Below are 14,196 nucleotides of genomic sequence, written 5' to 3' on the forward strand. Positions count from 1 at the left end.
ATGGATGTCTGTCAGAACGCTTCCCACTCGTCGGCGACGGCTGCACGCTCCATGCGCTTGCGCTTTTCGACCTTGTGCATCAGCGTTGGCGCGGTCTCGCTGGGCGATGCTTTATAGGCGCTGTCCTCGCCGAGGATGAAGGAGTCCACGAGCTCGCGGAGTTGCTCGGCATGACGGGTCATCTCCGCGGCGCTGGAGGAGGCCTGCGATACCATGGCGGCGTTCTGCTGGGTCATGGTATCCAGCTCCGCCACCGCGGTATTGATCTGTCCGATGCCGCTGCTCTGCTCTCGTGCCCCTGCGCTGATCTCCGCGATCACGTCGGTGACTCGGGCAACACTCTCCACGATCTCCTGCATAGTGCCGCCTGCCCGCTGAACGATTGTGCTGCCATCACGCGCATGCGCGACAGACACATCAATCAGCTCGCGGATCTCCTTGGAGGCATCGCTGGAGCGGCTCGCAAGACTGCGGACCTCCTGGGCTACCACCGCGAAGCCGCGACCATGCTCGCCTGCACGCGCCGCCTCTACCGAGGCATTCAGCGCCAGGATGTTGGTCTGAAAGGCAATGCCGTCGATCAGCGTGATGATCTCGCTGATGCGCTCAGCGGAGGTGCGGATATCCCCCATGGTGCGCTCGACCTGTTGCATCGCCTGCTCGCCCTGGCGGGCAACGTCGGCGGTGCTGGTCACCAGCTGGTTGGCCTGCTGGGCAGACTCCGCGCTGTTATTCACGGTGGAGGTGATCTCCTCCATGGAGGCCGAGGTCTCCTGCAGGTTTGCCGCCGACTGTTCGGTCCGACTGGCCAGCTCCTCGCTGCCACGGGAAATGTCCTGGGCCGAATAGGTCACTTCCCGGGTGCTGCCGCGGACCTCGATCAGCGTGTGCTGCATGCGCTCCACGAAGGCATTGAACTGGGTGGCGAGCTCTCCCACCTCATCACGGCCGTGCACCGTCAGGCGTCGCGTAAGATCCCCCTTGCCCCTAGCGATATCGCTCATCGCCATGGACGTCTCACGGATGGGCCGCACGGCTTGGCGAACCAGCCAGGCTGCCAACAGTGCCACCCCCAGGAAAATCGCGAGCCCCGTCAAGGCAGCGCTCAGGATACTCTTGCGAAGCTCACCCGAGGCCGCGGCCTCGATGCCGGCCATGGTCTCCTCGATATCCCGCACGTAAGCACCGGTGCCCAGCACCCAGCCGAACTCGGGAATGTCGGCGATATAGGACTGCTTGGGCTCGATGTCCGAGGTACCCGGGTATTCCCACGGATACTCGTAGAAGCCGCCGCCCTTGCGGCCCACCTCGATGAAGTCCTTGACGATGTAGTCACCATTAGGCGATTGCAGGTCGCTTAGGTCCTTGCCTTCCCGCTCCGGCGAATGGGGAAGCACGATGTTGGTGCCATCATAGCGATAAACAAAAATATAGTTGTTACCGTCGAACCGGATGGCGCGCAGTACCTCGGCGGCACGCTCTCTCGCCTCGGGATCGCTCAGCTCGCTGTTGGCCACGATCGGCGCGATGGCACTCTTGGCGGTATTGACCACGTCACGAATCGCCGCCTTACGGAACTCCACCAGGCGACCACGCTGCGCTTCGAGCGCCGCACGCGTGTCGGCAGCCCGTTCCTGGGCATTGAGCAGCACTAAGGAAACGGTCACCACTAGGAGGGGGAGTAGAACGAGGCATAGCAGGCGAGTCTGCAGGCTGAATCCACTGAGGAAGTTGAGACGACGGGCTGGCACGTGAGACTCCAATGGGGGGTGGCAGAAAAAGTTTACTTTCTTGTCGGCCTGCGACCGGGCATCTTGAGTGCATCGCCATCTTAAGTGGTAGGACCAGTTGCTTTCCTGGCGACCCTTCCCGGGTTGGCGGCAGTGGCTTTCACGAACGGCATCGTCTTTTCTGAAGAATGATGCGCGAAATCAGCAGGTCATCGTCGCCGAGACGGTACTCCCGCTGGGTCAACGGTGTGTTTAAAAGTATCGCGTCAACTCTTTAAGGTCAGACATGGTGTCTCGTTGTGGGTCGATGCCTGTAGCTGAATGCCTGGCATCAAGTGTCGTGTGACGCTCGTTGCTCGCGCCAGTGGGAAAGCCATGTCGACGGACTGGAAGCGCTGGTCCGCTGACATCAGCCCACTACGGGCTTCATCTCACCGGTAAATTCGTTACCAACCCGGGAGAGTCCGGCCAGATCATCCCGCAGAGTTGCTGGGTGATGCGTCAGGCTTGCCAAGATGCCCAAAAGCTGGCCGGGGAGGGCCTGCTGAGTTGGTCATGGCTCCCTTCAACTTCATCGCCTCAACGTTGCACAACGTGCTGGACTAGATGGGCTTGGCACCAGAGCATCCGGAGCTGGAGCTTGTCTAGGGCATACTGATTCGCGACACCTACGGGGCCATCGATATCCTCCACGCCCTGAGCGGTATGGAGGTCAATACCGCCATCGATGACTTCGGCACCGGCTTCTCCAGCCTGAGCCACCTGCGTGACTTGCCGATCGACAAGATCAAGATCGACCGCAGCTTCGTACAGGACGCCGCCGAGAGCGACAAGAATGCCGCCATCTGCCAGGACGCCATCACCTTGGCCCAGGAACTCGACCTCAGGGTGGTCGCCGAGGGTACCGAAACGGTGGAGCAGCATAATTACCTGATGTCGCTGGGCTATGAGGTCTTTCAGGGCTTTCTTTGTGTCCGCTAGACCTTGATGACCTTCACGCCGTAGTCGGCTGGATTGACGATATCTTCCAGCTTGCCGATCTGTGTGAAGTCGCTACTGCTCAGCTCACTGCTGATGTTGGTATCAGGGAAGCGGAGGTTTTTGACCACCTTCACCCGGCTGGGCATTCCCTTGCTGTCGATATCCATCACCCAGGCGAGGAATCCCCCAGAGAACTTGGCCAGGCTGCCGATCGGATAGAGTCCGTAGACCTGGATGTACTCCACCAGTACCGTCTTGTCGAAGGCCGAGGCGGCATCATTGATCATGCGATAAGCATCCAGCGGCGTGCGCGGCGGAATACCGTTGCGGGTATGCATCAGTCGGTTGACTGCCTTGATCACCGCGATCAAGCGCACCAGGTCAGGAAGCTCGTCACCGCGCTTGCCTGCCGGATAACCTGTACCGTTCAGACGCTCGTTGGCGTTCTCGACGATCTCGCGGCAGGAGGGACTCGGTGACCAGCCAAGCGCCTGCAGCTTGTGTGAGAGTGCCGCCACATGGCCAGTGAGCATCTCCTTCTGCATTGGGTTCATGTTGACCTTGAGCGATGGGAGCTGCGGGCCGATCAGCAGTGGCTTGCCCTGGGTGTGCAGCAGGGCGCCCAGAACAGCCTCGCGCACCCTGGGGTCGTGTGGGTCTCGGATCAGCAGCATATCGGCCAGCTGGCCGGCGACCTGCACCGCGTGGCGGACCCACTCCGGCTCGTCGCGCAATAACGAAAGGGCGTAGAGAAACGCCTTGCGATCCTGCTCCACCAAGTAGCGCAGAGTATCGACGCAGTCGTAGAAGATCTCCTCAGGAAAGAGATGGCGGGTCTTCATGTACATCAGACCCACCTGGAGCTGATGTGCCACATCCATGACGCCGCGCTCCATGGGCGACTGGCGCGAACGCTTCTCGCGCTCCTGAGCTTCGCGCTGCTGGATCTTCTTCTCCTTGGCCCCGGGGCTGAACAGCGGGGAGTGGTAGTCGAGCTTGTCGTTGGCTCCCGTGCGGTAGGCGGCTTCACGCTCCGACTCGTTCACATAGCGGAACAGCGCTTCCGACTGTGACGTGCTCAGGTTGATGAATTGTACGCCGACCGCGGCATAACCGTGATTGCCGAAGGGGCGGATGTGACGAATCATGCCCTCGGCGAAGAAACTCTCCCCATTGGGAAACTCGAGAGTGATGCCAGGAATCTCCTGGTCAACATTGATGGCGACGCTCTCGGCCAGGTCAATATCGACCATGCAGCCCCCCACCGACAGGTTTCGCAGTCGTCCCGGCACATTGAGCTCGTGCAGATAGACCTCGAGGCTGACTCGGGTCTGCATACCAAGAACAAAGGGAATACGGATTGCCCCACGTTGCTCGGCCACGAACACGGAATCCGGGAGCTGGCATTCCAGGTGATAGAGCGTGCTATCGGTCTTGAGCAGCTTGGCGGCGACGTTGCTGAGACTGTAGGACTCTCGCTCTATGGCCATTGCACCCTTCATGGCCTCCAGGTCGAAGCTGATTCCGCCGTTGACCAGATAGCGCTCGATATCTGGGCCGACATATGCCACTTCCAACACCAACCGCCCACTACTCAGGTCGAGGTCGTGGACCTCTGCCCTCAGCGGATAGGCCATGTCCTTGGCGTAGATCGACACGTCATGGGTGTGTTGCAGCAGTGAGCGAATTACCGCTGCTGATGGGTTGGCATACAGAGTGGGGAGAACCATGTCGGATACCTTTGCATGCGATGGTGTTTTTATTGGTTCACATCAAGGATATGGAATAGTTCTATATACAAGTAGACTATATGCTTTTTTCTTTACAGAGCAATCAGCTGGTCAAAGCCTGCACATTTGCTTGCCCGTGCGGGTCGTGGCTCAGGTCGCCTGCCATCGTACGCGGTTACGCCCCGTTCCCTTAGCGGCATAGAGCCCCTGATCGGCGCGCTTGATCGCCGGCTTCAAGGTGCTCTCCCCGGCGCTAACCAGCGTCACGCCCAGCGAGGCGGTGTAGGCTAGCGTGCCGTCCTCCGTCGTGTCCTTTCCGACCCTAGCGGGGTTGGTGGCGACTGTCTCACGCAGTCTCTCGGCGACCCGCAGAGCCTGTTCTCGGTTGGTGTCGGGTAGCAGCAGAGCGAACTCCTCGCCGCCCATGCGGCACAGCACGTCGCCGTCGCGCAGCACCTGGCGAGCGAGACTGGCGAAGGCTTGCAGTACCGAATCGCCTACGTCGTGGCCATAGGTGTCGTTGATGCGTTTGAAATGGTCAAGGTCGATGGCGATTAGCGACAGCGGCGCCCCGCTGCGCTCGGCGCGAGCTATCTCCATGGCGGCCTGACCCTCCAGATACCGACGGTTGCCCAAGTCGGTGAGTGGGTCGGTGAGCGCGCGTCGCTCCAGGCGTGCTTCTAGTGCCTTGCGCTCGCTGAGGTCGAACACCGTGGCGCGAGAGTACTGGAAGCCGTCCTCGGTGACCTGGGCGGTGGCCTGGATCGCTACCGGCAAGCGGCTGCTATCGCGACACAACAGCTCGCACTCGGCGCTGCCCTCCTGCCCCTTGCCCAGCACCTGGCGGAAGGCTGCATCGAAAGCTTCTCGGGTCGCTGGAGTGACGAAGTCACGGTAGTGGCGCTCGCCGATCACCTCGTCAGCGCGATAGCCCAGCCACTCAAGCTCGGTGCGGTTCATCTTGACGACACGTCCATCGCTGTCCAGCGAGTGATAGCCACAGGGGGCGTGCTCGTACAGATCCTGTACCTCACTGGCATACTGGCGGGCCTCTCGGGAAAACAGCAGCTCCCGCTGTCGTAGCTCGCGCAGACGGTGGTTGCTGAGCACCCAGAACACCCCGCAAGCCACCGACAACAGGTAGACCAGGGCGATGGCCAGCAGCTGCACCGGATTTTCCTTGAGTAGCCCCCAGAAACTAGGCTGTGGCATCAGGATGCCGAGCCGCCAGGGCTGCGTAGCGGGGGCGCTGATGATCATGCCGGCTTGGCTGCGGTAGTGCTGCGTGCGCAGGTCGTGGCTGCGGAAGGCAAGCAAGTGGTCGTCCAGGTTCACCGTACCCTGGTTGTAGGACGACATGGCCGACCAGGCAGCGGGCCAGCGGTCCGTGACGGGATGGCCGAAACGTTCGTCTGGACGATCGGCGTCGGGTAATAGCCATTCGCCCTGCGCATCCACCAACAGAGCCTCGGCTTGGCTCTCACGGGCATGGGGGAGTGATGCAGTGAGTTGTGACCAGTCAAGGGTAAACAGTAGCACGCCGAGGCGCTCGCCCTGGTCATCGATGATCGGTGTGGCAATATCGATGACGGGGGTCACTGGCTCCTGCTCGTTGCCGGAGGCGCCTAGTCGTGGAGGGGAAACATAGAGGTCCCGAGCCTGCAGCGTCATGGCTTGGCGGAAAGCGGGTGTCGCCCCATGGTCCACCACAGGCGGCCGCGGTAGCAGAGACACTGTCGAGGTGGCGACCCACTCACGCCCTTCCGTGTCGACCACTGTCAGGTGGGTATAGCGACCGAAGTGGGTCAGCAACGTGTCGAACAATGCCTCCAGTTGCTCCCAGTCGTCCTTTGCCGCCAGTCCCCACGTTGGTGTCTGCTCGCCATCCTGACGGGATAGGAAGCGCTGCAGCAGAGGGTACTCTGCGGTAGCCAACACCTGGTTGAAGCTCTCGTTCATGCCCCGCAGGAGCAGGTTGTACTCGGACGAGAGAAGCGACTCGGCCGACCGACGTGTGCCGTCGACCCGCTCCTCCAGGTGCGAGGTGAAGATCGGTGTCAGTGTCAAGGTGACCAGCGCCACGGGTAGCAGGACCGCCAGGGTAAGGCGGGCCCATAGGGGGTTGATGATCAAGGGCAGAACCTCGAATCCGATCAGCCGCGGTCCGTGCAGGCAAAGGAGTCAGGATGTCATGGGCAAGCAGTCTCTGCCTCATGAATAACCGTGCGAAGTATCCAGCAAAAGCTGTATGGCGTCATCCCAGCATATAAACGGAATCCGTGTCGCCCGTGTGGCTTGCTCGTCAAGCCACACTCGGCCACTATCCCAAAATGAATGGCATTGCGCGGTCAAGCATCACGCTTTATGCCGTGAGCGCATACGAGGCACGGAGGCATGCGAGTGCTCAACGAATTGGCGCTTATGGAGGCGCAGCAAGAAGTCCACGAACGGATTGCGCAGCAGACACCGCTTGAGGACACTCTGGAGGCCATCGCCCACTGGATCGAGATCCTGCTGCCGGAGGCCATCGTGGCCTTCATGCGCTTCGATGCCAGGCGACAGACACTCAGTCTCATCCCCAGCCAGCGTTTCTCCAAGGCCTACCATGCGTGCCTACAGGCGGTACCCATCGGCCCGGGCGTGGCCTCCTTCGGTAGTGCTGCCTTCTGCCGCGAGCCGGTGATCACCGAGGATATCCGCAGCGATTCGCGTTGGGTGGCGTTCCGCGACTCCGCTGAGCGAGAGGGACTACGAGCCTGCTGGTCAAGCCCCGTGCTGACCTCCCAAGGAGAGCTTCTGGGTACCTTCGGTACCTACTTTTGCGAGCCGCGCTATCCCTCGGATATTAGCCGGCGTCGTCTGAAACAGGCTGCGGCGCTTGTCGCTTTAGCGATCGTTCGCGATCGCGACGCCATTAGCCACCGGGCATTATCTGAGTGGCATCGCTCGCTGTTCGTTAACCACCCTGACGGTGTCTATACGTTTGATCTGGAGGGACGCTTTCAGCGGTGTAACGCAGCGCTCACGCGCATTACTGGGTACTCTGAAGAGGCGCTGATCGGCCAGCATTTCAACGAATTCATCGAACCCGAATACCGTGAGTTGACCCAGACGGGGTTCGATATTGCCAGGCACGGCGGGTCGCACCAGTACGAAACGGTGGGCACCCACGGCGATGGCCACCCCTATCGGCTGGAGATTCTCAATTTCCCAGTCTCTGTGGATGGCGAGGTGGTGGGGGTGTATGGCATCTGTCGTGACATTACCGCCCGTAAACAGGAGGAAGCAGCACGCCGCCTGCTCGAGCGTGGCATCCAGGCCACACCCAATGGGGTGGTCATGGCCGATGCAAGTCAGTCAGACATGCCACTGGTCTATGCCAACGACGCTTTCTATCGACTCACCGGCTATGTGCCAGATGAAGTACTGGGCCGCAATTGCCGCTTTCTACAGGGGCCTGACTCTGATTCCGAAGCACTCGACGCCATTCGTCGCGCCATCCGTGCGCGAGCCTCAGTTGAAGTCACCCTGAGGAACTATCGCAAGGATGGCACGCCTTTCTGGAATCACCTTTCACTGAGCCCAGTATGCGCCGCTGACGGGACCTGCACACACTACATCGGTATCCAGCAGGACATCACCCGGTCGCGTGAGCAGGAGGCTCAGCTCACCCACCAGGCGACTCATGATCTGCTGACCGGTCTTCCCAATCGCACCGCCTTCGATGAGTGCCTGCAGGCGGCCTTCGAGCGGGTCCAGAGGGAGTCAGGGCTGCTGGTGGTGATGCACCTCGACCTGGACGGTTTCAAAGCGGTCAACGATGGCCTGGGTTACCACATCGGCAATCAGCTGCTGGTGGGAGTCAGCGAACGGCTGCGCCAGTTGATCGGCGAGGGTGACACTCTGGCACGCCTGACGGGTGATGAGTTCGCCCTGCTGCTCCCTAACCTCGATAGCCGACAGGCCGGGATCGACATGGCTGAGCAGGTATTGAACGCATTGGAGCGTCCTTTCGTGATAGAAGGCAAGCCATTGCATATCAGTACCAGTATTGGTATCGGAATCGCCTGTAACTGCGAGAACGTGGAGTACGCCTACGAGCTGATGCAGCGCGCCGACCTGGCGGTGGTTGACGCCAAGCAGCAGGGGCGCAATACCTGGCACTGGTACCAGGGGGGGCAGCAGCGTATCACCGAGGAAGCGGTGCTGTTGCGCCACGACCTGCATACGGCACTGCGTCATGATCAGTTCGAGCTCTACTACCAGCCCATCGTGGAAGCGGTGAACGGGCACATTCGCGGGCTGGAGACACTTATCCGCTGGCACCACCCCGAGCGTGGGATGATCTCACCCGGCGTGTTCATTCCGCTGGCCGAGCAGACCGGCCAGATCATCCCTCTGGGAGGCTGGATCCTGCGTCGTGCCTGTCATGACGCCGCGATCATGCATGCCGGAGGCTGGCTGAGGGGGCCGGTTGCCGTGAACATCTCCTCGCTGCAGTTCCGTCGCGACGGCTTCCTGGCGGATGTCCAGGCGGCTCTGGACGACGCCGGCCTGCCGCCCGAGCTTCTGGAGCTGGAGGTCACCGAGAGCGTGCTTCTCGATGGCGCCGAGCAGGCCATCGAGCTGATCAATGAGCTCAAGGCAATGAGCGTGCGCGTCGCGCTGGATGATTTCGGCACCGGCTTTTCCAGTCTCAGCTACTTGCGCGACCTGCCGATCCACAAGGTCAAGCTCGATCGTGCCTTTATCCAGGACATTACGACGAGCCGCAGCAACGCTGCCATCGTGCAGGGAATCATCACCATGGCTCACCACTTGGACCTGGTGGTGGCCGAGGGCATCGAGGAGCAGGAGCAGCAGCAAGACCTGATTCGCCGCAACTGCGACCTGCTGCAGGGGTTCTACTTCGCCAAGCCGATGCCGCGAGAGGAGGTCATGGCGTTGCCGAGGCTGCTGGCCGCTCCTGTTGGGAGCTGAAATAGAAAGCGGTGCCGGGCAGCCACATCTTCAGTTGCAACCCTCGTTTCCCATTTTCGGACTCAACACGACCCGGTTCCTGCCGCCGTGCTTGCCGGCATAGAGGGCCCGGTCGGCCTGCTGGATCAGGTCGTCCAGGTCGACTTCCCCGACAAGTCCCCCGGCGATGCCAATGGTGACGGTGAGGCGGTGGTTGGGCATGTCTTCCACCATCTCTAGCTCGGAGACCTTGCTCTGCAGGCGCTCTGCCACAATTTGTGCATCCTGCAGGTGAGTCTCCGGCAGAGCCACGATGAACTCCTCGCCCCCGAAGCGCCCGATCACGTCCTGCGGGCGGAGGGCTCGCTTGCACGTTTCCGCCATCGCCGTAAGCACCCGATCCCCCTGGCTGTGCCCCCAGGTATCGTTGATGGCCTTGAAGTGATCCACGTCGATCATGAAGAGGCTGAAGGGCGTCCTTTTGTGCCGTGAACGGTGCAGCAGGCCCTGGACTTGCGTCATAAAGTGGCGGCGAGAGTCGAGGCCCGTCAGTGCATCCCGTTCGGCGACCCAGCGCAGCTGGACCTCCAGCGACTTTCGGTGAGTAATTTCTTCGCTAAGCTGGCAGTTTCGTACACGCTCGTCCTCCAGGAGCGCGAACTGTTTGCGCTGTAGCTTTTCCAAGCGAAGCAGTGCGAAGAACCCTACGGCGTTGGCCATGACCACCAGCAACAGGATGCGCAGGGTGACCACTGCGGAGATGTCGGCCATCGTCACTGCCGCGGTAAGGAAGCCTACGCTCAGGTAGAGACTGGCGATGGCCACCACAGGCAGAAGGTTGGGGATCAGTAGGTAGAACGCCATGATGGCCACCAGCAATGCGGTGACCTGAGTGGGGAGGCTATCGGGCCTTAGGGGCACGATCAGGATAATACCCGTCGCCAGGATCCAGAGGGGTAGGGCGTGTAGCCAGATTCGGCGGTTATAGTCGCCGGCGCGACCGATCAAGAAAGCGAGAACTAGGCAGGAGACCATCACCACCAGGCGCATGGCGAGCAGCAGGTAGAGCTCCTTGCTCACGCCGATGTAGTGATAGTCGGAGATGGCGAACATACCGAATACCAGCGCCGCCACGCTGATCGCCAGGCCGGACTCGAGCCGCACCCTGGGTGCGACCTCCCGACGATATATCGCCTCTTTGGTCGTTTCGCGAAACTGACCGGTCAGCTGGTGCAGTGAGTATCGTGTAGTGGGTGATGACACAGGCCGACTCTCCCCGTCCCATAGTGATTGCAGCCTTCACCGCTTTGGTCTTAGCGGTGAGCGCCTCTACTTGCCGGCCTAGTGCAATATAAGCGTTTAAAGGTAGCTGTAAGTTGGCTGGGTGACAATGATCACTGACATCACCCGCCGTTCTATCGCGTCAAGTCCGTGTTCCCACCCGGTATTGACCAAGATGAACCGGTACTTGGCGCGGGTCTCGCTCGTGATTCAGGAGCACCACATCAGACATGCTTTGATTTGCTGGCGAGATGATGCGATGATGTCAAGACTACCAAGGTTTGCTTGCGAAGCTGCACCAACAGTACTTAGTTGATGATTCCGCCGGAATGGTCCGCTTCTGGCCGTTAGCTGTCGCACATAATTTGGTCGTTTTCTTTATATCATGCGACCAGTCGTGCAGAGCGGGCTGCTTTTCCGTAAAGAAATCGATTAAACCTTTCTATGTATAGAAAAGGCCCGTTTATCGGTTATCTGATGGCATCCTTGTACGCCCTTTTCTGCTCCCTTCACCTCTCCGCATCCTGATCCGGCCTTGATGGTGTCCATGGACGCCTAAATTATCTAATATACGGCCCGCTCGCCCAAGGTCACCGTCCGGCCCAGGCTCGGCCAGCGCATCCTGGATGAACCGCCACAACGCCACTCGGGTGAACAGCATCCCGTCGTGCTTTACGAGATCCGGAAAATTAGATGATGCCGAGCGCTTTGCGATGGCAGCGGACAGTTTCGATGGCTTTCTTATGGTGCTTTTTAAGGGCTTTAAGACGCTCAGCACCGCTGATTTCCGTTCCAGCAACGTCCGCAGAACTGATGCAGTACGACCGAGCTTTAGACTGTTTTCCTGCTTGGGTCTTCACTATCACCTGAGTCTCTGGGGTTGCCATGCTGACCTCCAAGGCAAGGGAAGTTGATTGTCGGTGCGACCAGCAGCCACTAACTGCTCGGTTGTTCAATCTTTGGACATGCTAAACTGCAATCTGACACATGACACAGCTACAAACGAGGTTACCGTGTCTCGTAATCCCCACGACCGCATCATCGCTGTGATCGACCTAGCGGCCGATGTCTTTGAAGATCGTGAGGCAGCCATCTCCTGGATGAACCGCCCCAACGCCGCCTTGGGCGGACAGCCCCCCGTCGCGCTTTGTGACACAGAACCAGGGGAGCATCAGGTTCGCCGGGTTCTCCACGCCCTAAAGTGGGGTGGAGTGGTGTAATGCTGTTCCGACGGTCTACCAGATCCTGCTCGCATCCACGCGTAGCTACGTCTCGCGCAGTGAAACAAGGTCGCTGTCGGCGATGACTTCTAACGGTGATCGGCCATTGAAACCTTCGTTGTGGTTGACCATCGACATGAAGCCGTACACGTTCGACGGGTTGTCGAAGATTAACCGCAGCGCGGCATGGATGTTCAGCACGTAGCTGATTCGAGTGAGCTGGTCTTCATCCAGGTTGACCTGCCATTCTGGATCATGACGCATGGCACGCGCATAGCTGTCAGGGGAAACACGCAGGATCGCTGTGCCCTGCTCACTGGTGGCACCCCACTTTCCCAAAATCGTGACGGCTGTCTGCAGCCCCGTAGTGGCCTTGTCCTTGTTTGTCATAGCCCCTCCCCCTCTTGCACGTGTGTGCTCATAACCAAACCTTGGCACGGCCACCACTGGTGGCGCCATGGTGCCTGCACGGCCAAGGTTGAGGTCATACACTCACGCTATGTGGGCTGACTTTGCGTAAAAGTATCTCAAAAACCTTTTCGCATATACAAAAGTCCCGTTTATCGGTTATTTGATGGAACCCATGGATACTATTTCTTGGCCCTCTAGCCATACAGATTTCTGTGTCTGGGAGCGACTGGGCAGACTGACCTACTTCTGAGGCCCTGAACCTGGATCTGGTTGATGGTACTCGCGAGATAGCGACCTGCCTATGAGTTATCGTCAAATCTGGTGGATGGCAGTCAGGCCGCATTCCTGTCTGATTGATCGGCTACCTGCTCCCCGTCCTGGAATTTGACGTTGCTGACCACCAGCTCCAGCTTCTGGAAGTGCTTGATCCGTCTCCAGCGTTTCTGGGCGGTCTGGAGCAGTTTGAAGACCATCGCCAGGGTCGTGTCCCGGGAGCCGCAGTTCCGGCTGCGCTTGGTCCTCAGACGGACCGTAGCGAAGGTCGACTCGATCGGGTTGGTGGTGCGAATGTGCAACCAGTGTTCTACCGGGAAGTCATAGAACGCCAGCAGCTCGTCCCGATCCTTGGCCAGGCACTCCATCGCCTGGGGGTACTTGGCGCCGAAGCGCTTCAGCGTCCGGTCGAAGGTCTGGTGGGCCGCTTCACGCGTCTCGGCCATCCGGATCTCGTGCAGGTCGGCCTTGACCTTAAGCTGCACCGACTTGGGCAGCTTGTTCAGCACATTGGCCGCCTTGTGGACCTAGCAACGCTGGTGCGCCGTGGTCGGGTAGACCTTGCTCAGCGCCTTCCAGAAACCGAGCGCGCCATCGCCGATCGCCAGCCTGGGAGCCTCTGTCAGGCCACGCTCATGCAGGCCCGTGAGCAGCTCCGTCCAGCTGGCTTCCGACTCGCGATGGCCATCCTCGACGGCGACCAGTTCCTTGCGGCCATGTTCGGTGACGCCAACGATCACCAGCAGACAGAGGCGGTCATCCAATCGCACATTGCTGAAGACGCCATCGGCCCACCAAGTCCCGCTGGCACCAGGCCTTGTGCTCGTCGAGCCACTGGGCCTTCAATCGCGAGACCGTGTTGGCCGATAGGCCCTTCGCCTAGTCACCCAGCAGAGCCGACAGGGCCTCCTGATAGTCGCAGGTGGAGATACCCTTGAGATAGAGCCAGGGAATCAACTCCTCGACGCTGCGGGTCCGTTTCAGGTAGGGCGGCAACAGGCTGCTGTTGAAGCAGGCCTGGCCGCCACTCCGGTCCCGCACCTTGGGCACCTTGACGGTGACGTCGCCGATGCCAGTCTGCACGGTACGCTCCGGCAAATAGCCATAGCGCACCACCTCCAGTCGACCGTCCTCCAGAGTCGTGTCGGTAAACTGGGCCAGGAACGTCGCCAGCTCGGCTTCCACGGCTTTGGCAATGAGGTCTCGTGCCCCTTGGCGCAACAATTCGTTCAACGGGTCGGAGATCTCGGGTTCTGGCTGCGACAGGGCTCGGAGGGTAGAGTCGGTCATGGCGTATCCGCTCTTGTTGATTGAGATCTTGGTCGTGATCAATCAACAGGATACGCCACCCTTCCTACCTCCTCCCGTACACCAGAAATCACCATAGCTCCCTGCCTATGGCGCTGAGTGCTTTTACTCGCGAATTCGACACTGCTGAGAGATCTGCTGGGAACTAGGGAGAAACTGGCGTACCTGCGAGGCCCTGGGACTAGGTGCTCGCGAAATAGCGACCTGTCCATGGCTGCTGAGGGCTTTTACTCGCGAATTCGCCGCTGCTGAGGGACCTGTCCGGTACTAGGGAGAAGCTGGCGTAGTCCGCATGGTACGGGC

9 protein-coding genes and 1 pseudogene are annotated in these 14,196 nt (G+C 60.1%); 3 read left to right on the forward strand and 7 right to left on the reverse strand.

Features of this window, described 5'->3' with window-relative positions; genetic code table 11:
- Window positions 1-11: 11 nt before the first annotated feature.
- Window positions 12-1,652 (reverse strand): methyl-accepting chemotaxis protein, encoded by a 1,641-nt coding sequence (locus tag C9F13_RS14800; RefSeq protein WP_245888797.1) that lies wholly within the window; start codon window positions 1,650-1,652, stop codon window positions 12-14.
- A gap of 762 nt (window positions 1,653-2,414) precedes the next feature.
- Here C9F13_RS14800 and C9F13_RS14805 point away from each other — a divergent pair.
- Complete coding sequence (locus C9F13_RS14805; protein ID WP_281261080.1) at window positions 2,415-2,711, forward strand: EAL domain-containing protein; 297 nt, start codon at window positions 2,415-2,417, stop codon at window positions 2,709-2,711.
- On the opposite strand, the gene C9F13_RS14810 is transcribed toward C9F13_RS14805, so the two are convergent.
- Both C9F13_RS14810 and C9F13_RS14815 read right to left on the reverse strand, forming a co-directional pair.
- Complete coding sequence (locus C9F13_RS14810; protein WP_108447044.1) at window positions 2,708-4,441, reverse strand: PilZ domain-containing protein; 1,734 nt, start codon at window positions 4,439-4,441, stop codon at window positions 2,708-2,710. The genes C9F13_RS14805 and C9F13_RS14810 overlap by 4 nt on opposite strands.
- Window positions 4,442-4,591: 150 nt before the next feature.
- Window positions 4,592-6,574, reverse strand: a complete 1,983-nt coding sequence (locus tag C9F13_RS14815) for a sensor domain-containing diguanylate cyclase (RefSeq protein WP_108447045.1) — start codon at window positions 6,572-6,574, stop codon at window positions 4,592-4,594.
- A gap of 261 nt (window positions 6,575-6,835) precedes the next feature.
- Here C9F13_RS14815 and C9F13_RS17815 point away from each other — a divergent pair, with 261 nt between their 5' ends.
- A complete protein-coding gene (locus C9F13_RS17815; RefSeq protein WP_281261079.1) occupies window positions 6,836-9,421 on the forward strand; it encodes a bifunctional diguanylate cyclase/phosphodiesterase in 2,586 nt (861 codons plus the stop codon).
- Window positions 9,422-9,451: 30 nt separating this feature from the next.
- Here C9F13_RS17815 and C9F13_RS14825 read toward each other — a convergent pair whose 3' ends face one another.
- Both C9F13_RS14825 and C9F13_RS17550 read right to left on the reverse strand, forming a co-directional pair.
- Window positions 9,452-10,564, reverse strand: coding sequence for a GGDEF domain-containing protein (locus C9F13_RS14825; protein WP_245888798.1), 1,113 nt, complete (start codon window positions 10,562-10,564; stop codon window positions 9,452-9,454).
- A gap of 806 nt (window positions 10,565-11,370) precedes the next feature.
- Entirely contained in the window at window positions 11,371-11,568 is a 198-nt protein-coding gene (locus C9F13_RS17550) for a hypothetical protein (protein WP_157955213.1), read from the reverse strand.
- 78 nt (window positions 11,569-11,646) lie between these two features.
- On the opposite strand from C9F13_RS17550, the gene C9F13_RS17870 reads away from it, so the two are divergent.
- A complete protein-coding gene (locus tag C9F13_RS17870) occupies window positions 11,647-11,901 on the forward strand; it encodes an antitoxin Xre/MbcA/ParS toxin-binding domain-containing protein (protein WP_108447048.1) in 255 nt (84 codons plus the stop codon).
- A gap of 45 nt (window positions 11,902-11,946) precedes the next feature.
- Here C9F13_RS17870 and C9F13_RS14835 read toward each other — a convergent pair whose 3' ends face one another.
- A complete protein-coding gene (locus C9F13_RS14835) occupies window positions 11,947-12,291 on the reverse strand; it encodes a hypothetical protein (protein ID WP_108447049.1) in 345 nt (114 codons plus the stop codon).
- Window positions 12,292-12,644: 353 nt separating this feature from the next.
- Window positions 12,645-13,875 (reverse strand): annotated as a pseudogene (locus C9F13_RS14840) (IS256 family transposase).
- Window positions 13,876-14,196 lie beyond the last annotated feature (321 nt).

The sequence above is a fragment of the Halomonas denitrificans genome (assembly GCF_003056305.1).
Taxonomy (GTDB): domain Bacteria; phylum Pseudomonadota; class Gammaproteobacteria; order Pseudomonadales; family Halomonadaceae; genus Halomonas; species Halomonas denitrificans.